Origin of the sequence: Caulobacter sp. CCG-8, assembly GCF_037402475.1 — a bacterium.
In the GTDB taxonomy this organism is placed as follows: Bacteria; Pseudomonadota; Alphaproteobacteria; order Caulobacterales; family Caulobacteraceae; genus Caulobacter.
In genome coordinates, this window is sequence record NZ_JBBEUD010000009.1 from 110,101 (window position 1) to 128,520 (window position 18,420).

Here is an 18,420-nt window from a genome sequence, read left to right on the forward strand (position 1 = left end):
CAGAGGCGAGGCCCGCTGTCCATGGCGACGCGGCCTAAACTCCCGTGTAGACTCGGATTCATGAGCGACAAAACCGCCGAAGCGCCCAACGACCCCGGTGATTGGGCCGACACGACCGAGCAACGGGTGCTGGACGAGGCCCTGCGCCTGGCGCCGCGCCTGGGGTGGAACCCGGGGATGGCCCGCGCCGCAGCGGTGGCCGCCGGCCTCAACGCCGGAGAGGCGCAACTGCTTTTGCCGCAAGGGGCCCGCGACCTGGCCGCTCTGCTGTCGCGCCGCCACGACAAGGCCGCCCTGGCCGCGCTGAAGGCCTTGAACCCGCCGCCGACCAAGATCCGGGAGAAGATCCGGGCCGGCGTGATCGCCCGCCTGGACGCCGCCCAGCACGACGCCGAGGCCCTGCGCAAGCTTTCCGCCTTTCTGGCCTTCCCGACCAACATGCCGCTGGCTCTGAGCCTGATCTGGGAAAGCGCCGACGTCCTGTGGCGCTGGGCCGGCGATACGGCCACCGACGAGAATCACTATTCCAAGCGGGCGATTCTGTCGGGGATCCTGGTCTCGACCCTGGCGGTCGACATGGCCTCGGGCCGCGAGTCGGCGCTCAAGCACCTGGACGGCCGCATCGACAACGTCATGGCCTTCGAGAAGTGGAAAGCCGGGATCAAGCCGATGAACCTGGCGGCCGAGGTGGCCGCGGCCCTGGCGCGGATGCGGTACGGGACGCGCTAGCCTCCCAACGCCCGGTCCACCGCCGCCATGGCGTGCAGCGTCGTGGTGTCGAACACCGGCACGGGGCTGTCTTCCTGGCCGATCAGCAGCATGATCTCGGTGCAGCCCAGGATGATCCCCTGCGCCCCGCGCGCCACCAGTCGCGCGATCACCTCGCGATAGACCTGGCGCGAGGCGTCCAGCACCTGGCCGGTCACCAGCTCGCGATAGATGATGTCGTGCACCGCCTTGCGGTCCTGGGCGTCGGGGACCAGCACCTCCAGGCCGAACTTGTCCTCCAGCCGGCCGCGGTAGAAATCCTGCTCCATGGTGAAGGCCGTGCCCAGCAGGCCCACCCGGGTTAGGCCCGCGGCCTGGATCGCCGCCGCCGTCGGATCGGCGATGTGCAGCAGCGGGGTCTTCACCGCCGCATCGACGGCCCAGGCGCAGCGGTGCATGGTGTTGGTGCACAGGACCAGGAAGTCGGCCCCGCCCCTGCGCAGCGCCTTGGCCGCATCGACCATCTGGCCGGCCAGGGCGTCCCAGTCGCCGGCGTGCTGCAGGGCCTCGATCTCGGCGAAGTCGAACGACCACATCAGGATGCGGGCCGAAGCCGTCCCGCCCAGGCGGTCGCGCACCCCCTCGTTGATCAGCCGATAGTACTGGGCCGAGCTCTCCCAGCTCATGCCGCCGATCAGTCCGATCAGTTTCTGGCCGATGAGCGTTTGTTCGGCCATGGGGCGCTCCGGGAAGGGCCGTCACACCGACGGCGCGTCTTTCCGCTAAGCTGGGGCGTGAAGCCGCAAAACGAAAGCCCCTGGAGGCGCGCCATGGACACCGTGATCCACAATCCCACCGATGGGATCTACGCCGCCACCGACGACTACGTGCATGCCCTGGAAGTGCGCAATCCGGCCCGCATGCTGTTCGTGGCCGGGACCATGGGGCTGGATGCCGAGGGCGCGGCCGGGACCAGCCTGGAGCATCAACTGGAGCTGGTCTGGTCGAACCTGCGGACCATCCTGGCCAGCGCCGGCATGACCGTGGACAACATCGTGCGCCTGACCAGCTATCTGCGCGACGGCGCCTATGCCGAGGCCAACGGCGCGGCGCGGGTGAAGGCCCTGGGCGACCGACGCATCCCGACCACGGCGATCATCGTCCAGACCCTGGCCGAGGACTGGCTGATCGAGCTGGAGATCATCGCGGTGGCCTAATCCTTCAGGCCCCGCAGCCGGTTCACGTGGCCCATCTTCCGTCCCGGCCGGGCCTCGCCCTTGCCGTAGAGGTGGACGCGGGTCTCGGGCTCGGCGGCCAGCTTGGCCCAGGCCTCGACCTCGGGGCCCAGCAGGTTGGTCATCTCGACATGGGCCCGGGGGGCGGTGGGGCCCAGCGGCCAGCCGGCGATGGCGCGGATGTGCTGTTCGAACTGGTCGACCTCGCAGCCGTCCTGGGTCCAGTGGCCGGTGTTGTGGACGCGGGGGGCGAACTCGTTGACCAGCAGCTTGCCGCCGGCCAGCTCGAACAGCTCCACCCCGATCACGCCCACATATTCCAGGGCGGTCAGGATCTTGGCGACGATGGCCTCGGCCTGGTCGCGGGTGGCGGCGCTGACCTTGGCCGGCGCGCTGGTGCGGCGCAGGACGCCGCCCTCGTGGTGGTTGTCCGACAGCGGATAGCAGGCGATCTCGCCGTCGCGGCCGCGGGCGGCGATCACCGACAACTCGCGCACGAAGTCGGCCGGGGCCTCCAGGATGGCCGGCTGGCGGCCGATCTTGTCGAAGGCCGCGGCGGCTTCGGCGGGGCGCTGGATCCAGGCCTGGCCCTTGCCGTCATAGCCTTCGCGACGGGTCTTCAGCAGCGACGGCGCGCCGATCTGGGCGACGGCGGCGGCCAGGCTTTCGGCGTCGTCGACGGCCGCGAACGCGACGGTGGGCGCGCCGATCTCGGCCAGGAAGCTCTTCTCCACCACCCGGTCCTGGGCGGCGGCCAGGGCCTTGGCGCCGGGGGCCACCGACACGCCCAGGGCGGTCAGCTCGGCCACGGTGGCGGCGGGCACGTTCTCGAACTCGTAGGTGACGACGTCGCAGACCTCGGCCAGGCGCTTGAGCGCCCAGCGGTCGTCGTAGGGGCCGACGATCTGACGGCTGGCGACGCGGCCGGCCGGGCTGTTCTCCTCGGGGTCCAGGATCACCACGTCGAAGCCCAGGCGCGCGGCGGCCAGGGCCAGCATGCGGCCCAGCTGTCCCCCGCCGAGGATGCCGATCGTGGAACCAGGAGCCAAAGGGGAAGCGGGCGGGAACTTGCTCATCAGTCTTCGACGCTTTCGACGACGCTGTCGGTCTGTTCGGCTCGGAAGGCGGCCAGGCGCTGGACCAGGGCGGGGTCCGAGGTCGCCAGGATCTGGGCGGCCAGCAGGCCGGCGTTCCTGGCGCCCGCCTCGCCGATGGCCAGGGTGGCGACGGGCACGCCGCCCGGCATCTGGACGATCGACAGCAGGGAATCCAGGCCGTTCAGGGCCTTGGACTGCACCGGCACGCCCAGCACCGGCAGGATGGTCATCGAGGCCACCATGCCCGGCAGGTGCGCCGCGCCGCCGGCTCCGGCGACGATCACCTTGTAGCCGGCGGCCTGGGCCCCGGTGGAGAACTCGACCAGGCGCTGGGGGGTGCGGTGGGCCGAGACCACCTTGGCCTCCCAGGCCACGCCCAGGGAATCGAGCGCGTCGGCCGCCTTCTTCATGGTCGGCCAGTCCGAACGACTGCCCATGACGATAGCGACGGGTGGCGTGGCGGTGGGCATCGGCGACGATTTCCCCAGAAGGCGGTGGAGCGCCGCTGGAGGCGCTCAGTGACCTGACGGCCGTGAATCGCGGGCCTTATAGCCGCTGGCGCCCGGGCTCCAAAGCCCGTTCTCACCAGAAAACCGCAGGCGATCCCGGACGATAGTGCGGCGCCGCGACGCTGCGACACATGGCCGTCGCCATTGTCATGGTTAATGAAAGAACGCAGAAATGCGCGAAGCTTCACCGCAAGTGATTCCCCAAGTGGCTTTCGTCGTCCCATGAAGATCACCAGCGCCCGCACCGAATCCTTCTCGGCGATCCGTCGCCGGGCGCTGACCGAGGCCGCGGGGCCGGTGGTGGCGCGGGCCGTGGTCGCCGCCGACACGGCGGGGTTCCTGGGCCTGTCGGAAGCCGACCTGACCCCGCAGGTGCAGTCGGCCCTGAAGACCCTGATGGTCGAGATCGACGACCTGCGCAACGAGGTCGCCCGCCTGAAGTTCAAGCTGGGCGAGGCGCAGGGCCTGGCCGACCTGGACGTGCTGGCCCCGGTGCTGAACCGCCGGGCCTTCCTGCGTGAGATCAAGCGGGTCGCCGCCTTCGCCCAGCGCTACGGCTCGCCCGCCAGCCTGGTGTTCTTCGACCTGGACGGCTTCAAGGCCGTCAACGACCGCTTCGGCCACGCGGCCGGCGACGAGGCCCTGAAGGTCGTCGCCCAGCGCCTGCAGGCCAATGTCCGCGAGAGCGACGTGGTGGGCCGGATCGGCGGCGACGAGTTCGCCGTGCTGCTGGTCCAGGCCGACCAGCAGACCGCCGTCTCCAAGGCCGAGACCCTGGCCGCGGCCGTGCGCGACATGCCGGTGCAGGTGGGCGAATGGTCGGTGCCCCTGCGCGTCTCGTGGGGCGTGCGCGAGATCGAGGCCGGCGCCGACCCCGAAGCCGCCCTGGCCGAGGCCGACGCGGCGATGTTCCTGAAGAAGCGCTCGCGCAAGGAAGCGTAGGAACCGCTAGGTTCGAGGCGCACTCACTTGCCCCCACCTGACGGCTTCGCCGTCTGTCCGCCCCCGTAGGGGGCGGAGGCCGCGCGCACGGTTCCTCTTCCCCCTCTGGGGGAAGACGATCGCGAAGCGATCCGTAGGGGGCAAGTGCTCGCCGTCGAAACGTTCGCCCGCAATCGCCCTAGGCGATGATGTCCGGCGTCAGCCGGTCTTCCAGGCGGACGATCTCGTCCTTCAGGGAGAGCTTGCGGCGCTTGAGGCGGGCGATCTGCAGCATGTCGGGCTGGGGGCGCTCTTCGAGGGCCTCGATCGAGTCCGAGAGGTCCTGGTGCTCTTCGCGCAGCGTGGCCAGCCGTCGCTCGATGGCGACGTCGGATTCGTCGGAAGGATCGTCGTCGTTCATGGACGCTCCTCCATGCCTTGCCCCGATCGGCGTCTTAAGGGCGGTGATAGATAGCAAAGCCTGACAGCGGGTAAAGGGCGTTGAAGCGGCTCTAGGAAAGCGTGTCGGAAAGGGCGCGCAGGGCGGCTTCGCGGGGCGGTGGGCCGGCCGCCTGGGCCGCCTCCAGCAGGGCCTCGAACAGGTCCCGCCGCGGGCCCGGATCGCCGCTCAGGGCCTCCAGGCTCTCCATCAGCAGCTTCTCGCCGCGCAGCTCGACGGCCTTGACCGCGCCGCGGAAATCCTCGCGCGCGTCGTCGTCGATCGCGGGCCAGGCCGGCTTGATCGCGCGGCGGACGGCGCGCAGGGGCGAGCCGACCTCGGCGTCCCAGCGCCTGACCAGATCGGCGGCGACCCCGGCGTCGGCGTCGCGTCCTTCGCTGGCCCGCCAGGCGGCCCACAGCAGATAGGGCACGTTCTGGCCGTGCTGGTCCTGCAGCGACAGGCACGCCTCTGCGACAGACGGTCGCGCATAGACCTCCAGGGCCCACTGCCAAAGCCGCATCCGCGTTAACCCCTCAGGCCTTTTCAGGCGTCGCCAGTGATGGTCGCCAGGTCTTCGCCCCAGCGTTTGACCGGCCGCCACGAGAGGCCGAACAGGTCGAACGCGCGGCCCACCGATTGGTCCACCATCTCAGCGATCGATTGCGGTTTTGCGTAGAAGGCGGGCAGGGGCGGGGCGATCACGGCGCCCATCTCGGCCAATTTGGTCAGGGTGCGCAGGTGGCCCAGGTGCAGCGGCGTCTCGCGCACCATCAGCACCAGAGGGCGGCGCTCCTTCAGGGTCACGTCGGCGGCGCGGGTCAGAAGCGAAGCCGTTACGCCCGTTGCGATTTCGCTCATGGTCCGCACCGAGCAGGGGGCGACGATCATCCCCAGCGTGCGATACGACCCTGACGCGATCGCCGCCCCGACGTCGCCCACGCGATGGACGACATCTGCCTTCTCATTGACCTGCGCGACGGAAAATCCGGTCTCCTGCGACAGGGTCAGGGCGGCCGATTTCGACAGGACCAGGTGGCTTTCCACGCCCAGTTCGCGGCAGGCGTCCAGCGTCCGCAGACCGTAGACAACCCCTGACGCCCCCGAGATTCCAACGACCAGGCGGGGTTTTTCGGGCGAAGTCGGCGAGGTCGACATGGTGAATTTTCGTCCGTCTTGGGAGCAAGCTGCGCCAGGTCAAGCGCCGCCGATTGCAATCATATGTGATCTGACAGCTTCGAACAGCGGGTGTTGACTTCGATGTCCACCAGCAAGGAGCCGACAGCCATGGCCATCGAATCCCGTATCCGCGAGCTTGGATCCCGTCATGAGAGCCTCGACCGCACGATTCAGGAGGAGACCCGTCGTCCCGTCAGTGACACCACCCTGCTCAGGGAGTTGAAGCGGCAGAAGCTCAGGCTCAAGGAGGAAATCGAAGGCCTCAGGGCGCGACTTCACTAGCCCCCTCTAGCCATCGCCTCGTCGGAATGGCGGTGGCCGCCAGAGGAGGCCGAAAACAGAAAGGCCCGCTCCGTGCAGACGGGGCGGGCCTTTTGCTTGAGCGGCGGGGAGCTTAGTCCTCGTCGTCCTCTTCGTCGTCGGCCACGTAGGTCGACTTGCCGAACACGTCCTCGGCCTTGGGCTCGATGCGCGAGGCGCGGATGGCGGCCTCCTCGTCGTCGTGATCCTCGGGCAGGGCGCTGGTCTCGGAGGCCGGACGCAGGGTCGGGTCTTCCGGCAGGATGCCCTTCTTCAGGTCGTCCTTGGCCTTCTTCTCGGCGGCCTTCTTGACCAGGGCGTCCAGCTCCAGCTGGCCGACCAGGCCCAGGGTCACGGGATCGACCGGCTTGATGTTGGCGGCGTTCCAGTGCGTGCGGGCGCGGACCTGCTCGATGGTCGACTTGGTCGTGCCCAGCAGCTTGGAGATCTGCGCGTCGGTCACCTCGGGGTGATGGCGCAGGAACCAGGCGATGGCGTCCGGACGGTCCTGGCGGCGCGACACCGGGGTGTAGCGCGGGGCCTTCTTCTGCGGCTTCAGCAACTCGGCGTGACGGCTGACCTGGGCCTTCATCCGATAGTCCGGATTGGCCTGGGCGCGGTCCAGTTCCTCGCGGGTCAGCTGGCCGTTGCCGATCGGGTCGGCGCCGCGGATGTCGCGCGCCACTTCGCCGTCGGCGATGCCGCGGACTTCCAGGGGGTGCAGGCCGCAGAAGTCGGCGATCTGTTCAAAGCTAAGCGACGTGTTGTCCACGAGCCAGACGGCCGTCGCCTTGGGCATCAGGATGTCGGACATGCGGTCCTCCAGAAATGACGGCGCCCGACCTTGCGGCCGGGCGGGATGTTCAGCCTGGAGCTATAATGCGGTTTCTCGGGAAAGGGAACGGGGATCAACCATTCCCCAGATTCAGCGGCGCATGGCGGGTGGAAGCCGCGTTTTCGCGCAGGCCTTCCAACCGTTCGCGCCGGCCGACGGCGCGCAGGGTGACCAGTCCGCCGCCGCCCACCGCGAAGGCCAGGGCCAGGCCCAGGGCGAACGGCGAGGTGTCCAGGCCTCGCCCCTGACCGTCGAGGAAGAACAGGAAGCCCGGCCCCATCAGCATCGACAGGGTCAGCCATTGCAGCCAGGCCTCCGGCTTGCGGACCTCGAACCAGACGAGGGCGATCACCATGGCCGCGCCCAGGACGCCCAACTCCACGCGGTGGGGATGGACCGTCAGCGCGTGCAAGCCGTGCAAAGTGCCGTTCAGGCTCATGGGCGTCCTCCGTTCGCCCAGGGCTATCACCGCAGGTTGCGGGCGGGAAAGGCGGCTCCCCCGATGGGCGATCGGACCGGCCGGGCGATCAACCCGCCGGGGTCCGGACGCGTCTAGGCCAGCAGCACCACCTTGCCCACGTGCTCGCCCGCCTCGAGATGGGCGTGGGCGGCGGCGGCTTCTTCCAGGGGGAAGGTGGCGTCGATCACCGGCTTGAGCTTGCCGGCCGCGATCCACGGCCAGACCACACGCTCGATCTCGGCGGCCAGGCGGGCCTTCTCGTCGGCCGGGCGGGGACGCAGGGTCGAGCCGGTGATCACCGCCCGCTTCTGCATGATCTTCATCACCGGGACCTCCAGCACCGGCCCGGCCAGGGCGGCGATGTAGACGATGCGGCCGCCGGTGTTCAGGGCCTCGAGGTTCTTCTCGAAATAGCTGGCCCCGACCATGTCCAGCACCACATCGACGCCGCCGGCTGCCTTGGCGACCTCGGCGAAGTCCTCGGTCTTGGCGTCGACGGCGATGTCGGCGCCCAGGGCCAGCGCCTGGGCCTTCTTGTCGGCGCCGCGGCCGGTGGCGATCACCCGCGCGCCGTGCGCCTTGGCCATGGCGATCGCGGTTGTCCCGATACCGGACGTCCCACCATGAATCAGCAGCGTCTCGCCAAGCTTCAGCGCCCCATGTTCGAACACATTGGCGAACACCGTGAACACCGTCTCGGGCAGGGCGGCGGCGTGGGCGAAGTCGAAGCCTTCGGGAACGGGCAGGGCGTGGCGGGCGTCGACCACGGCGTACTGGGCGTAGCCGCCGCCGCCCAGCAGGGCGCAGACCTTGTCGCCGGCCTTCCAGCGTCCCGATCCGACCACGACCTCGCCCGCGACCTCCAGGCCCAGGGTGGCCGGCGCGCCGGGCGGCGGCGGGTAGAAACCCAGGCGCTGCAACAGGTCCGGACGGTTCACCCCGGCGGCGCGCACGCGGATCAGGATCTGGCCGGGCCCCGGCTGCGGGCGTTCGACGGTCACCGGATGCAGGGCGTCGGCGGCCCCTTTCCCGCCTTCGATGGCGATGGCGGTCATGGTCTCGGACATGGCGGAACATCCCGTGAGGCTTGCGTCCGGCCCTTGGTAGGCGTCAGATGCCGGATCGAAAAGGGGTCGAGCAAAGGGAGACCGATCCGATGATGGAAGAACCGGTCGAGCCGCGCGCCTTCCGTGGCGATGCGCTCAACGCCACCACGCATGAAGACCTGGACACCTACGGCGTGGCCGAGCTGGAAGAGCGGATCGAGGCGCTGGAAGCGGAAATCGCCCGCACCCGCGCCCAACTGACCAAGAAAAAGGCGGGGCGCGACGCGGCCAATGCGCTGTTTGGTCGCCTAGACTAACGATCGGTTTACGCTACAGGCGGACTCTCGGGCCCGCCTGACTCGGATACGATTTGCGTCGAACTTGGGGAGGGGCGGTCGCGAAACGGGACGATCACGTCTGGCACGGGGGTTGCAGTCCCCCTGTCCGGCGAGACGGTCTCGCGGCCTTTCGAAGGGGCAATGAGTAGCTATGACCGAGTTGAACGTGGCCCAGGCCCCCTGGCGTGCTGGCGTGATCCAGGATTTCGCCCGCTCCGAACTGTTTGATCGGACCTTCGAGGAAGGCATGACGCTGGTCGAGGAGACCGCCGCCTACCTGGACGGGGCCGGCCGCCACGACAGCAAGATCCTCTCGCGCAACGCCGCCCTGGCCTACGCCAGCGAAAGCATGCGCCTGACCACCCGCCTGATGCAGGTGGCCTCGTGGCTCCTGGTGCAGCGCGCGGTCAAGGAAGGCGAGATGGCCGCCGAGGCCGCCTGCGCCGAGAACTACCGCCTGGGCCTGGAGAGCGGCGAAGCCGCCGCCGTCGAGGACCTGCCCTTCGGCCTGGTCAACCTGCTGCAGCGCTCCGAGCGCCTCTACGAGCGCGTCCGCCACCTGGACAAGCGCATGTACGTCGAGGCCGCCACCGAGGAAGAAGCCCCGCGTCCGGTGCAGGCCCACTTCGACCGCCTGAGCGCGGCGTTCGGCGCGGCCTAGGTCGCGCCTCTTACCCCCTCCGGGGGAAGACGACCGCGAAGCGGTCCGTAGGGGGCAAGTGTTAGCCGCGACGCCGCTAACCTTTGTGCGCCCCATCCCGTCTCACTTGCCCCCACTTGGCGACTTCGTCGCCTGTCCGCCCCCATAGGGGGCGGAGGAGCATCCCAAAACAGAAAAGGCCGGCCCGCTAACGCGGAACCGGCCTTTCGTCGCCCTTACGGCGAGAAGCGTGGAACGCTTACTTCTTGGCGGTGAAGCCGGCGAACTTCGCGTTGAAGCGCGAGACGCGGCCGCCACGGTCCATCATCTGGGCGTTGCCGCCGGTCCAGGCCGGGTGCACGCGCGGATCGATGTCCAGCGCCAGGGTGGCGCCTTCCTTACCGTAGGTCGAACGCGTCTTGTACGACGAGCCGTCGGTCAGGGTGACGGTGATGAAGTGATAGTCGGGGTGAATGTCTTGTTTCATCGGGCGATCCAACCGACTTGAGGCGGCATGTAAGAATGTGTGGGCGGGAGCCGAACCTTGCGGGTGGCTCTCGGAGACGCGCGGCTATAAAGAAAGCGCGCGAATTTGGCAAGGGACAGTTGATGAGTGACGTGAACGCGGGCGAGATTTCGGCCGAGGGCAGGCCGAGCGCGGGCGCGGAGCTGGTCCAGAATCTGGCCGAGGCCGCCAACCGCCGTCCGCGCCGCAAGGACATCCGTCCGCTGGCGCATCTGCTGCCTTTCGTGCGCCGCCACGTGGGCGACGCCCTGGCCGCCGGCTTCTTCCTGCTGTTCTCGACCAGCGCCACCCTGGGCCTGACCGGGGCCTTCAAGGGCGTGATCGACAAGGGCTTCAGCAAGGGCTCGGGCGAGGCGGTCAACAGCGCCTTCCTCGGTCTGGCGGCGGTGGCCCTGCTGCTGGCGGTGGCCACGGCCCTGCGATTCTTCTTCGTCACGCGCCTGGGCGAGCGGGTCGTCGCCGACCTGCGCCGGGCGCTCTACGGCCACACCCTGAAGCTGGACCCGGCCTTCTTCCTGAAGACCCGCACCGGCGAGGTGCTGTCGCGGATGACGACCGACATCACCATCGTCGAGCAACTGGTGGGCACCAGCGTCTCGGTGGCCCTGCGCAACACGCTCAGCCTGATCGGCGGCCTGGGCTACATGGCCTTCGTCAGCCCCAAGCTGGCCGGTTTCATCGTGTTGATGGTGCCGGTGGTGCTGGCGCCGATCTTCCTGCTGGGCCGCAACGTCCGCAAGCTGTCGGTCACCGCCCAGGACAAGTTCGCCGACGCGGTCGGCTACGCCGGCGAGAGTCTGGACGCCCTGGACACCGTCCAGGCCTTCGGGCGCGAGGGCGCGGCCGACACCCGGTTCGGCGGCGCCGTCGAGACGGCCTACAAGGCCTCGATCCGGCGGGTCAGCGCCCGGGCCCGCATGACCGTCGTGGTCATGACCCTGGCGTTCGGCGGCGTGACCCTGCTGCTGTGGGTCGGGGCGCACCTGGTGCTGTCGGGCGAGATGACGCCGGGCACCCTGGCCCAGTTCGCCATGCTGGCCATCTTCGCCGCCGGCTCGGTCGGCGCCCTGGGCGAGGTCTGGGGCGACGTGCAGAAGGCGGCCGGGGCCATGGACCGGATCTCCGAGCTGCTCAATTCCCAGCCCGGCATCGCCGCGCCGGAAAAGCCCAAGACCCTGCCGGTCCCCTCGCGCGGCGCCATCGCCTTCGAGGACGTGACCTTCGCCTATCCGGGCCGCCCGGACCTGCCGGCCCTGAAGGGCTTCGACCTGGTCGTGAAGCCGGGCGAGACCGTGGCCCTGGTCGGGCCCTCGGGGGCGGGCAAGAGCACGGTGCTGCGGCTGCTGCTGCGATTCTATGACCCGCAGACCGGCGTGGTGCGCCTGGACGGGGTCGACCTGCGCGACGCCGATCCGGCCGAGGTCCGCGACCGCATGGCCCTGGTGGCCCAGGACAGCCCGCTGTTCTCGGGCTCGGCCCTAGACAACATCCGCTTCGGCCGCGAGGACGCCACCGAGGCCGAGGCCCGCGCCGCCGCCGACGCGGCCCAGGCCACGGCCTTCATCAACGCCCTGCCGGAGGGTTTCGACACCCCGGTGGGCGAGCGGGCCAAGACCCTGTCGGGCGGCCAGCGCCAGCGCCTGGCCATCGCCCGCGCCCTGGTGCGCGACGCCCCGATCCTGCTGCTGGACGAGGCCACCAGCGCCCTGGACGCCGAGAACGAGCGCCTGGTCCAGAAGGCCCTGCACGACGCCATGAGCGAGCGCACCACCTTGGTCATCGCCCACCGCCTGGCCACCGTGCTCAAGGCCGACCGCATCGTGGTCATGGAGGACGGCCGGGTGGTCGAGCAGGGCACCCACGCCGAGCTGGCGGCCCAGGGCGGCCTCTACGCCAAGCTGGCGCGGCTGCAGTTCGGGGTGGAGGCGGCCTAGGGCCCGTTGACCGGCCGGCCGCAACCTCGGATGGTGCGGTCAAGCTTGTAACCCTGGGGGCTTTCCAATGAACGACCTGTCGCGCTGGCTCAATCCGGCCGCCGCCATCTCCACCGAGGACGAGGCCCTGGCCTCGGGCCGCGCCGGCGCCGTGGGGGCGTTCGTCAGCGCCGCCCACGGCCTGTTCGGCGCGGCGCTGATCGCCGTGAACATCGACGGCTACCTGGCCCAGCTGCGCGCCGTCACGGCCACCATGTACGGCGAGAGCAGCCAGGCGGGGCAGGCGGCCCTGGCGATGATGGGCCCGGCGATGGTCTACACCACGCTCGCCATGAGCGTCGGGTTCGCGGCCGTGTTCGCGATCGTCGGCGTCGTGCAGTGGCGCAAGCCCAACGCGGTCATCCCGCTGCTGCTGGGGTTGCTGGCGCTCTACAGCCTGCTGATGCTGGTCTTGAACATGGCCAATCCCGCGACGGCGAGCGCCCACATGATCCCGGCCTGGCGCCAGGCCCTGGCGGTGGTGGTGGACCTGGTCTGCCTGCTGCTGTTCTACAACGGCCTGCGGGGCGCCAACCGCCTGCGCAAGCTGCGCGACGCGGCCTAGCTATTCGACGGCGGTCGCCGTCGGCGCCGGCGCCTTTTCCTCCCGCCGGATCACGTCCACGTGCTCCAGCTGCAGCTTGAGCTCGGCGATCGCCTTGTGCTCGGGCAGGCCCTGCTTCTCGGCCCAGTCGATGACCACCGACAGGGCCTCGCCGATCCGGCCCAGCTGGCGGCCGTAGCTGCCGACCTCGTCCAGGATCCGCGCCTCGACGCCGGGGGCGGCCGACTTGCCCAGGTTGACGGTGAACAGGCTGAAATCGCCGAAGGTCCAGGACCACGGATTGATCGTCTGGGTCAGCTGGCTGGGCGCGAGGGCGAGCTTGAAGTCGGGCATGGCGGGGCTCCCGGGATGACCCATCATCAACGCTGAGATGTGTCTCGACGCGGGACATCTTCCAAGGGATCGTGACAATCGCACGCACGCCTAATCAATAGGCGCCGTCCCTCCCCCTTGTGGGGAGGGTGGACGCGAAGCGGACGGGTGGGGGATCGGTGCAGGGCGCCTAACTCAGCAGGCCCCACCCGACCCTGGCTCAGCCAGGGCCGCCCTCCCCATGAAGGGGAGGGAAGGGAAAAGACCTAGGCCGCCGCGCGGCCCTCGACCGCTTCCAGATCGACCCCCAGCCGCGTCCGCAGTTCCTCGCGCCCCAGCGTCGTCAGCTTGGCCGCGCGGCTGCCGGCGACGGTCTCGATCCAGCCCAGGGCGACCATGCGGCTGAGCAGGGTCACGCCAAGCGGGCCGGCCAGGTGGTGGCGGCGCTCGGTCCAGTCCAGGCACTGGCGGGCCGCGCCGCGCTTGGAGCGCGTGGCCTCGAGGTCCAGGCCCAGGTCCTCGAACCAGGCGCGGCCTTGCGGGGTGATCGCGTAGAGCTTGTCGTCGGCGGGGCGGATCAGGTCGCGGGCGACCAGGGCGTCGGTCACGGCGATGCCCAGCCGCCCGGCCAGGTGGCCGTAGCAGCAGCGGCCGTCGCGCAGGGCGCGGGCCTGGGGCGAGCGGGGCTGCTCCAGCGAGCGGACCGGCGCGGCCAGCACGGCCAGGGCCTCCAGCACGTGGGCGACCTCGGCGCTGGCCAGGCGGTAGTAGCGGTGGCGGCCCTCGCGCTCGACGCTGACCAGCCCGCCGTCGACCAGCTTGGCCAGGTGGTTGCTGGCCGCCTGCGCCGTCAGGCCCGCGGCCCAGGCCAGGGCCCCGGCCGGATGGGCCCGGCCGTCCTGCAGGGCCTGCAGCATGGCCGCCCGGCTGGGATCGCCGATCAGGGCGGCGGGGGAGGCGATATTGGCTTCCATGGACTGACTATAAGACAGCCATCGCCCGGATGCTTCACTCCCGCGTGTAACATCGGGCCGCGACCTGGGCGAAGATCGCGCCATGACCAACGTCCGAGTCGCGTCCGCCTCCGCCCGCCGTCCCGCCGGCCTGCCGATGATCCTGGCGGCCGCCAGCTTCGGCTTCACGATCGTCCAGCTGGACGTGACCATCGTCAACGTGGCCCTGGACGCCATCGGCCGCGAGTTCGGGGCCCCGACCGCCAGCCTGCAGTGGGTGGTGGACGCCTACACCCTGCTGCTGGCGGCGCTGCTGCTGTCGGCGGGGGCGCTGGGCGACCGGTTCGGACCCCGGCGGGCCTTCCTGGCCGGGCTGGTGCTGTTCGCCCTGTCGTCCGCCGCCTGCGGCCTGGCCCACGACGCCCTGCAGCTGATCCTGGCCCGGGCGATCCAGGGGGCGGCCGCCGCCCTGCTGGTGCCGCCCTCGCTGGCCCTGATCACCCACGCGGCGGCCGGCGACGACAAGGCCCGCGCCTGGGCCGTGGGCTGGTGGACGGCGGCCGGCGGGGTGTCGATCGCCGCTGGACCGGTGATCGGCGGCCTGCTGATCGGCGCCCTGGGCTGGCGCTGGGTGTTCCTGGTCAACCTGCCGCTCTGCCTGCTGGGCTCGGCCCTGACCCTGGCCTTCGTGCCCGAGGTCCCGCCGCGCGAGAAGCGGCCGCTGGACCTGCCCGGACAGGTCCTGGCCTTCCTCGCCCTGGTCGGCCTGGTCGGGGCGGTGATCGAGGGCGGCCATCGCGGCTGGAGCGATCCGCTGGTCCTGGGCGCCCTGGCCGGCGGCGTCGCGGCGGGGGCGGCCTTCCTGGCGGTCGAGATGCGCAGCGCGCATCCGGCGGTCCCCCTGGAAGTGTTCAGGAACCGCATGGTCTGGTCGGCGGTGGCGATCGGGGTCGGCGTCAACTTCACCTATTACGGCGTGATCTTCGTGCTGGGGCTCTTCCTGCAGCGCTCGGCGGGCTACGATGCGGTCCAGGCGGGCCTGGCCTTCCTGCCGCTGACGGCGACCTTCATCGTCTCCAACCTGCTCAGCAGCCGGATCGCCCACCGCTTCGGCCCGGCGCGGACCATGGCCGGCGGGGTGCTGGTGGCGGCGCTGGGCTACGCCCTGACCAGCCGGCTGACCCCGACCACGCCGTTCTGGCTGATGGTCCCCGGCTTCCTGCTGATCCCCGGCGGCATGGGCACGGCGGTGCCGGCCATGACCAGCGCCCTGCTGGCCAGCGTCGACCGCCATTTCTCGGGCACGGCCTCGGGCGTGCTGAACGCCTGCCGCCAGGCGGCCGGCGCGGCGGGGGTGGCGGTGATGGGCGCCCTGGCGGCCGGCGGTCCCGAGCGCATTGCCGCCGGACTCCGAGTCTCGGGCCTGATCGCCGCGGCGGTGCTGCTGGTCGCGGCCTGGCTGGCGTGGCGCAGTGAGGGCCGTACGGCGGCCAGTGTCGGCTAGCCGACCGCAACCGGATGAATTATCGGCCGTTTTCGCCTCCGCAGGTGGGAACGGGCTGTTTTTCGTTGGATGAGAATCCCAGGGTCCAGCGCCGCGGCTTGAAACCCCGCCCGCCATGAGGTCTGCTGCACCTTGGCCGTTGACCGCGGCCGGGAAGGAACACGGGCATGGTGGACACCCGTGATCAGGGGCTCGCCCCCGACACGCCCCCGTTAGGCACGCCTTCGGCGGAGGAGACGTTCGCGCCCGGCGATCTGCGCGAGCGGATCGCGGCGTTCGACTGGGCGGCCACGCCGCTCGGCCCGCGCGCCACGTGGTCGCTCGCCCTGGTCTTCGCCGTCGACATGATCGTCGCCAGCCGGTTTCCCAGCGCCCTTCGCTGGGGTCCGGAGATGGTGCTGATCTACAACGACGCCTACGCCCCCATGCTGGGCGAACGTCATCCGTACGTGCTGGGCAAGACCTTCGCCGAGGCGCCGCCGACCTCGGCCGCCGATTCCGAGGGGCCCGAGCGGGCGATCCTGGCCGGGGCCAGCGGCGGCACGGTCATCGAGGACCTGTTCCTGACCACGATCCAGCCGGACGGCTCGGTCACCGACGGCTATTTCAACATCCGGCTCAGCCCGATGCCCGACGCCACCGCGCCGTCGGGCGTGGGCGGGGTGCTGATCGCCCTGACCGACGTCACGCGGCGGGTCCAGGCCGAGCAGGCCCTGCGGGCCAGCGAGGAGCGCTACCAGCTGGCCCTGAGGGCGGCCAGCGGGGTGGGCACCTGGGACTGGGACATCCTCGCCGACAAGGTCTATGCCGACGCCCGCTACGCGCGGTTCCACAACGTCGACCCCGAGCGCGCCGTCGGCGGGCTGCCGCTGGCGGATTTCAGCAAGGCCCTGCACCCCGACGACTTCGCGCGGCTGCTCAAGTCCGGCCGCACCCACCTGCGGACCACGAACGATTTCGACGAGGAGTATCGGCTGATCCAGGCCGACGGCTCGATCCGCTGGGTGCAGACCCGCGGCAAGGTCGAGCGCGACGCCCGGGGCTGGGCGGTGCGCCACCGCGGGGTGATGGTCGACATCACCGACCGCAAGCGCATCGAGCACGCGCTGGAAGCGGCCGAGGCCGACCTGCGCATCGCCGTCGACGGCGCGGGCCTGGGCCGCTGGGACCACAATCCGCAGACCGGCGAGCGCTACTGGGACAAGCGCTGCCGCGAGATCTACGGCCTGCCGGAGGGCATGATCGAGAACCCGCTCGACGCCTTCGAGCGGCTGGTCCATCCCGACGACCTGCCGGCGCTGATGGACGCCATCCGCGCGGCCATGGACCCGGCGGGCGACAACACCATCAACCGCGAGTACCGCGTCCGGCGCGACAACGACGGCGCGCTGCGCTGGATCGAGACCTTCGGCCGGGCCTTCTTCCAGGACGGCCTGTGCGTGCGCTTCGTGGGCGTGGTGTCCGACGTCACCGAGCGCAAGGAGGCCGAGGCCGACCAGGTGCTGCGCGAGGCGACCATGGCTCTGGCCCTGGACGCGGGCAATGTGGGCACCTGGGACTACGACGTCCGCAAGCGTCAGCTGCGCTGGTCTGAACGCGGCTACGGCATGTTCGGCATGGCGCTGGGGGCCGATGTCGGGCTGGACGACTTCTACGCGGCCATGCATCCCGATGATCGCGAGGCCGTGCGCGCGGCGCTGCTGGCCTCGATGGACCCTGTCCGCCGCGCCGACATCGACGTCGAGTACCGAACGGTGGGCCGCGACGACGCCAAGGAGCGCTGGATCTCGGCCAAGGGCCGGGGCTTCTTCGACGACGCCGGCAAGCCCGCGCGCGTGGTCGGGGCCACGGTCGACATCACCGACCGCAAGCGCGCCGAGCTGCACCTGCGGCTGCTGGTCAACGAGCTGAATCACCGGGTCAAGAACTCGCTGGCCACCATCCAGGCCATCGCCGCCCAGACCTTCCACGCCGCCCGCTCGCTGCCCCAAGCGCAGGAGGCCTTCTCGGCCCGTATCGTCGCCCTGGCCGAGGCCCACGACCTGCTGACCCGCGAGAACTGGGAGGGGGCCGACCTGCTGGACCTGCTGGGCCGCCTGGAGGACCTGCACGGCGGCGCCGAGCGGTTCGCGACCGAGGGCGGGTCGGTGCGGCTGTCGCCGCGCATGGCGCTGTCGCTGTCGATGGCCCTGCACGAGCTGGCGACCAACGCGGTCAAGTACGGGGCGCTGTCGCTGACGACGGGTCAGGTGCGGATCGCCTGGACCGTGGTCCCCGGCGGGGCCCATCCCCGCCTGGTCCTGACCTGGACCGAGACCGGCGGCCCGCCGGTCTCTCCGCCCAGCCGTCGGGGCTTCGGCTCGCGCCTGATCGAACGGGGCCTGGCCGCCGAGCTGTCGGGCGTTGCGCACATCGACTTCAGGCCGGACGGCGTGGTGTGCCGGATCGAGGCGGCGCTTGACGGGTAGGGCGGCGAACAAGCACGCCCCAAAATGGTGTCATCCCGGAAAGCGCGCGGCGCTCGTCCGGGACCCAGGTGAACCGCAAAGCATCAGCCCAGTCCCCTGGGTCCCGGACAGCCTCTGCGAGGCTTCCGGGATGATAACATTTTGGGATTTGGAGAAATCAGAGCCTAGGCGTCGCTTGGAAGTCGATCGGCGCGGGGGTCTTCGCGGCCGCGGGCTTCAGCGCCTGGACCACCGTCGCGCCCAGGGCCAGCAGGGCCATCGGGATCAGGGCCACCAGCCAGACCAGGAAGAGCATCGCCAGCTGCAGCGCGCTGATCGCTACGACCAGGGCCTTCGACTCCTGGCGGGTCGCCCGGTGGTTCTGGGATCGGAACGTGGCGTGCACGGCGGGCATGCGTACTCTCGACTCAAC

23 protein-coding genes are annotated in these 18,420 nt (G+C 70.4%); 10 read left to right on the forward strand and 13 right to left on the reverse strand.

Features of this window, described 5'->3' with window-relative positions:
* Nucleotides 1-60 precede the first annotated feature (60 nt).
* Nucleotides 61-729 (forward strand): COQ9 family protein, encoded by a 669-nt coding sequence (locus WAE60_RS10910; RefSeq protein ID WP_337686385.1) that lies wholly within the window; start codon nt 61-63, stop codon nt 727-729.
* On the opposite strand, the gene WAE60_RS10915 is transcribed toward WAE60_RS10910, so the two are convergent.
* Nucleotides 726-1,445 (reverse strand): aspartate/glutamate racemase family protein, encoded by a 720-nt coding sequence (locus tag WAE60_RS10915; RefSeq protein ID WP_337686387.1) that lies wholly within the window; start codon nt 1,443-1,445, stop codon nt 726-728. The two genes, WAE60_RS10910 and WAE60_RS10915, sit on opposite strands and share 4 nt — an antisense overlap.
* Before the next feature lie 93 nt (nt 1,446-1,538).
* On the opposite strand from WAE60_RS10915, the gene WAE60_RS10920 reads away from it, so the two are divergent.
* The gene (locus WAE60_RS10920) at nt 1,539-1,925 is read left to right on the forward strand and encodes a RidA family protein (protein WP_337686390.1); all 387 of its coding nucleotides are present in this window, start codon (nt 1,539-1,541) and stop codon (nt 1,923-1,925) included.
* Here WAE60_RS10920 and WAE60_RS10925 read toward each other — a convergent pair.
* Nucleotides 1,922-3,019, reverse strand: a complete 1,098-nt coding sequence (locus WAE60_RS10925) for a 5-(carboxyamino)imidazole ribonucleotide synthase (RefSeq protein ID WP_337686392.1) — start codon at nt 3,017-3,019, stop codon at nt 1,922-1,924. The genes WAE60_RS10920 and WAE60_RS10925 overlap by 4 nt on opposite strands.
* Complete coding sequence (gene purE, locus WAE60_RS10930) at nt 3,019-3,510, reverse strand: 5-(carboxyamino)imidazole ribonucleotide mutase (protein ID WP_337686394.1); 492 nt, start codon at nt 3,508-3,510, stop codon at nt 3,019-3,021. The genes WAE60_RS10925 and purE overlap by 1 nt, the downstream gene beginning before the upstream one ends.
* Before the next feature lie 261 nt (nt 3,511-3,771).
* Here purE and WAE60_RS10935 point away from each other — a divergent pair, with 261 nt between their 5' ends.
* Nucleotides 3,772-4,491: a GGDEF domain-containing protein gene (locus tag WAE60_RS10935; protein ID WP_337686395.1), complete on the forward strand. Its 720-nt coding sequence runs from the start codon at nt 3,772-3,774 to the stop codon at nt 4,489-4,491.
* Nucleotides 4,492-4,669: 178 nt separating this feature from the next.
* Here WAE60_RS10935 and WAE60_RS10940 read toward each other — a convergent pair whose 3' ends face one another.
* From WAE60_RS10940 to WAE60_RS10950, 3 genes are all read right to left on the reverse strand, one after another.
* Nucleotides 4,670-4,891 carry a DUF465 domain-containing protein gene (locus WAE60_RS10940; RefSeq protein ID WP_029914277.1) on the reverse strand — a complete coding sequence of 74 codons (222 nt, stop codon included), beginning with the start codon at nt 4,889-4,891 and terminating at the stop codon, nt 4,670-4,672.
* 91 nt (nt 4,892-4,982) lie between these two features.
* Entirely contained in the window at nt 4,983-5,432 is a 450-nt protein-coding gene (locus WAE60_RS10945) for a TIGR02444 family protein (RefSeq protein WP_029914275.1), read from the reverse strand.
* A gap of 23 nt (nt 5,433-5,455) precedes the next feature.
* Nucleotides 5,456-6,067: a UbiX family flavin prenyltransferase gene (locus WAE60_RS10950; protein WP_337686398.1), complete on the reverse strand. Its 612-nt coding sequence runs from the start codon at nt 6,065-6,067 to the stop codon at nt 5,456-5,458.
* 129 nt (nt 6,068-6,196) lie between these two features.
* On the opposite strand from WAE60_RS10950, the gene WAE60_RS10955 reads away from it, so the two are divergent.
* Entirely contained in the window at nt 6,197-6,370 is a 174-nt protein-coding gene (locus WAE60_RS10955) for a DUF465 domain-containing protein (protein WP_035018606.1), read from the forward strand.
* 112 nt (nt 6,371-6,482) lie between these two features.
* On the opposite strand, the gene WAE60_RS10960 is transcribed toward WAE60_RS10955, so the two are convergent.
* The 3 genes from WAE60_RS10960 to WAE60_RS10970 all read right to left on the reverse strand — a co-directional run bounded on the left by WAE60_RS10960 (nt 6,483) and on the right by WAE60_RS10970 (nt 8,750).
* Nucleotides 6,483-7,202 carry a cell cycle transcriptional regulator TrcR gene (locus WAE60_RS10960; RefSeq protein ID WP_337686401.1) on the reverse strand — a complete coding sequence of 240 codons (720 nt, stop codon included), beginning with the start codon at nt 7,200-7,202 and terminating at the stop codon, nt 6,483-6,485.
* 94 nt (nt 7,203-7,296) lie between these two features.
* Nucleotides 7,297-7,662: a hypothetical protein gene (locus WAE60_RS10965; protein ID WP_029914269.1), complete on the reverse strand. Its 366-nt coding sequence runs from the start codon at nt 7,660-7,662 to the stop codon at nt 7,297-7,299.
* A gap of 113 nt (nt 7,663-7,775) precedes the next feature.
* Complete coding sequence (locus WAE60_RS10970) at nt 7,776-8,750, reverse strand: NAD(P)H-quinone oxidoreductase (protein WP_337686405.1); 975 nt, start codon at nt 8,748-8,750, stop codon at nt 7,776-7,778.
* 89 nt (nt 8,751-8,839) lie between these two features.
* On the opposite strand from WAE60_RS10970, the gene WAE60_RS10975 reads away from it, so the two are divergent.
* Together WAE60_RS10975 and WAE60_RS10980 are read left to right on the forward strand one after the other, a co-directional pair.
* Nucleotides 8,840-9,046, forward strand: coding sequence for a DUF1192 family protein (locus WAE60_RS10975; RefSeq protein ID WP_029914264.1), 207 nt, complete (start codon nt 8,840-8,842; stop codon nt 9,044-9,046).
* A gap of 172 nt (nt 9,047-9,218) precedes the next feature.
* On the forward strand, nt 9,219-9,728 hold the full coding sequence (locus WAE60_RS10980) for a DUF1465 family protein (protein ID WP_029914262.1): 510 nt from the start codon (nt 9,219-9,221) through the stop codon (nt 9,726-9,728).
* A gap of 238 nt (nt 9,729-9,966) precedes the next feature.
* On the opposite strand, the gene rpmE is transcribed toward WAE60_RS10980, so the two are convergent.
* Nucleotides 9,967-10,194, reverse strand: coding sequence for a 50S ribosomal protein L31 (rpmE, locus tag WAE60_RS10985; RefSeq protein WP_029914260.1), 228 nt, complete (start codon nt 10,192-10,194; stop codon nt 9,967-9,969).
* Between the two features lie 119 nt (nt 10,195-10,313).
* Between rpmE and WAE60_RS10990 the strand changes: the two genes are divergently transcribed.
* Both WAE60_RS10990 and WAE60_RS10995 read left to right on the forward strand, forming a co-directional pair.
* Nucleotides 10,314-12,167, forward strand: coding sequence for an ABC transporter transmembrane domain-containing protein (locus WAE60_RS10990; RefSeq protein ID WP_337686408.1), 1,854 nt, complete (start codon nt 10,314-10,316; stop codon nt 12,165-12,167).
* A 67-nt stretch (nt 12,168-12,234) separates the two neighbouring features.
* A complete protein-coding gene (locus tag WAE60_RS10995) occupies nt 12,235-12,771 on the forward strand; it encodes a hypothetical protein (protein WP_029914256.1) in 537 nt (178 codons plus the stop codon).
* Here the strand turns inward: WAE60_RS10995 and WAE60_RS11000 are convergent, their stop codons facing one another.
* Nucleotides 12,772-13,104 (reverse strand): hypothetical protein, encoded by a 333-nt coding sequence (locus WAE60_RS11000; RefSeq protein WP_337686411.1) that lies wholly within the window; start codon nt 13,102-13,104, stop codon nt 12,772-12,774.
* A 245-nt stretch (nt 13,105-13,349) separates the two neighbouring features.
* Nucleotides 13,350-14,057 carry a helix-turn-helix transcriptional regulator gene (locus WAE60_RS11005; RefSeq protein ID WP_337686413.1) on the reverse strand — a complete coding sequence of 236 codons (708 nt, stop codon included), beginning with the start codon at nt 14,055-14,057 and terminating at the stop codon, nt 13,350-13,352.
* 82 nt (nt 14,058-14,139) lie between these two features.
* Here WAE60_RS11005 and WAE60_RS11010 point away from each other — a divergent pair, with 82 nt between their 5' ends.
* Entirely contained in the window at nt 14,140-15,540 is a 1,401-nt protein-coding gene (locus WAE60_RS11010; protein WP_337686414.1) for an MFS transporter, read from the forward strand.
* Between the two features lie 167 nt (nt 15,541-15,707).
* Entirely contained in the window at nt 15,708-18,008 is a 2,301-nt protein-coding gene (locus tag WAE60_RS11015) for a PAS domain-containing protein (RefSeq protein WP_337686415.1), read from the forward strand.
* A gap of 157 nt (nt 18,009-18,165) precedes the next feature.
* Here WAE60_RS11015 and WAE60_RS11020 read toward each other — a convergent pair whose 3' ends face one another.
* Nucleotides 18,166-18,402 carry a hypothetical protein gene (locus WAE60_RS11020; RefSeq protein ID WP_337686417.1) on the reverse strand — a complete coding sequence of 79 codons (237 nt, stop codon included), beginning with the start codon at nt 18,400-18,402 and terminating at the stop codon, nt 18,166-18,168.
* Between the last annotated feature and the right edge of the window lie 18 nt (nt 18,403-18,420).

Excerpts from the sequence above, each read along its gene's own strand:
- WAE60_RS10965 (WP_029914269.1), bottom strand. The coding sequence starts at position 7,662 with ATGAGCCTGAACGGCACTTTGCACGGCTTGCACGCGCTGACGGTCCAT.
- purE (WP_337686394.1), bottom strand. The coding sequence starts at position 3,510 with ATGCCCACCGCCACGCCACCCGTCGCTATCGTCATGGGCAGTCGTTCG.
- WAE60_RS10910 (WP_337686385.1), top strand. The coding sequence starts at position 61 with ATGAGCGACAAAACCGCCGAAGCGCCCAACGACCCCGGTGATTGGGCC.
- rpmE (WP_029914260.1), bottom strand. The coding sequence starts at position 10,194 with ATGAAACAAGACATTCACCCCGACTATCACTTCATCACCGTCACCCTG.
- WAE60_RS10970 (WP_337686405.1), bottom strand. The coding sequence starts at position 8,750 with ATGTCCGAGACCATGACCGCCATCGCCATCGAAGGCGGGAAAGGGGCC.
- WAE60_RS10915 (WP_337686387.1), bottom strand. The coding sequence starts at position 1,445 with ATGGCCGAACAAACGCTCATCGGCCAGAAACTGATCGGACTGATCGGC.
- WAE60_RS10935 (WP_337686395.1), top strand. The coding sequence starts at position 3,772 with ATGAAGATCACCAGCGCCCGCACCGAATCCTTCTCGGCGATCCGTCGC.
- WAE60_RS10960 (WP_337686401.1), bottom strand. The coding sequence starts at position 7,202 with ATGTCCGACATCCTGATGCCCAAGGCGACGGCCGTCTGGCTCGTGGAC.
- WAE60_RS10920 (WP_337686390.1), top strand. The coding sequence starts at position 1,539 with ATGGACACCGTGATCCACAATCCCACCGATGGGATCTACGCCGCCACC.
- WAE60_RS11015 (WP_337686415.1), top strand. The coding sequence starts at position 15,708 with ATGGTGGACACCCGTGATCAGGGGCTCGCCCCCGACACGCCCCCGTTA.
- WAE60_RS11020 (WP_337686417.1), bottom strand. The coding sequence starts at position 18,402 with ATGCCCGCCGTGCACGCCACGTTCCGATCCCAGAACCACCGGGCGACC.
- WAE60_RS10945 (WP_029914275.1), bottom strand. The coding sequence starts at position 5,432 with ATGCGGCTTTGGCAGTGGGCCCTGGAGGTCTATGCGCGACCGTCTGTC.
- WAE60_RS11010 (WP_337686414.1), top strand. The coding sequence starts at position 14,140 with ATGACCAACGTCCGAGTCGCGTCCGCCTCCGCCCGCCGTCCCGCCGGC.
- WAE60_RS10940 (WP_029914277.1), bottom strand. The coding sequence starts at position 4,891 with ATGAACGACGACGATCCTTCCGACGAATCCGACGTCGCCATCGAGCGA.
- WAE60_RS10975 (WP_029914264.1), top strand. The coding sequence starts at position 8,840 with ATGATGGAAGAACCGGTCGAGCCGCGCGCCTTCCGTGGCGATGCGCTC.
- WAE60_RS10925 (WP_337686392.1), bottom strand. The coding sequence starts at position 3,019 with ATGAGCAAGTTCCCGCCCGCTTCCCCTTTGGCTCCTGGTTCCACGATC.
- WAE60_RS10955 (WP_035018606.1), top strand. The coding sequence starts at position 6,197 with ATGGCCATCGAATCCCGTATCCGCGAGCTTGGATCCCGTCATGAGAGC.
- WAE60_RS10980 (WP_029914262.1), top strand. The coding sequence starts at position 9,219 with ATGACCGAGTTGAACGTGGCCCAGGCCCCCTGGCGTGCTGGCGTGATC.
- WAE60_RS10950 (WP_337686398.1), bottom strand. The coding sequence starts at position 6,067 with ATGTCGACCTCGCCGACTTCGCCCGAAAAACCCCGCCTGGTCGTTGGA.
- WAE60_RS11000 (WP_337686411.1), bottom strand. The coding sequence starts at position 13,104 with ATGCCCGACTTCAAGCTCGCCCTCGCGCCCAGCCAGCTGACCCAGACG.
- WAE60_RS10995 (WP_029914256.1), top strand. The coding sequence starts at position 12,235 with ATGAACGACCTGTCGCGCTGGCTCAATCCGGCCGCCGCCATCTCCACC.
- WAE60_RS11005 (WP_337686413.1), bottom strand. The coding sequence starts at position 14,057 with ATGGAAGCCAATATCGCCTCCCCCGCCGCCCTGATCGGCGATCCCAGC.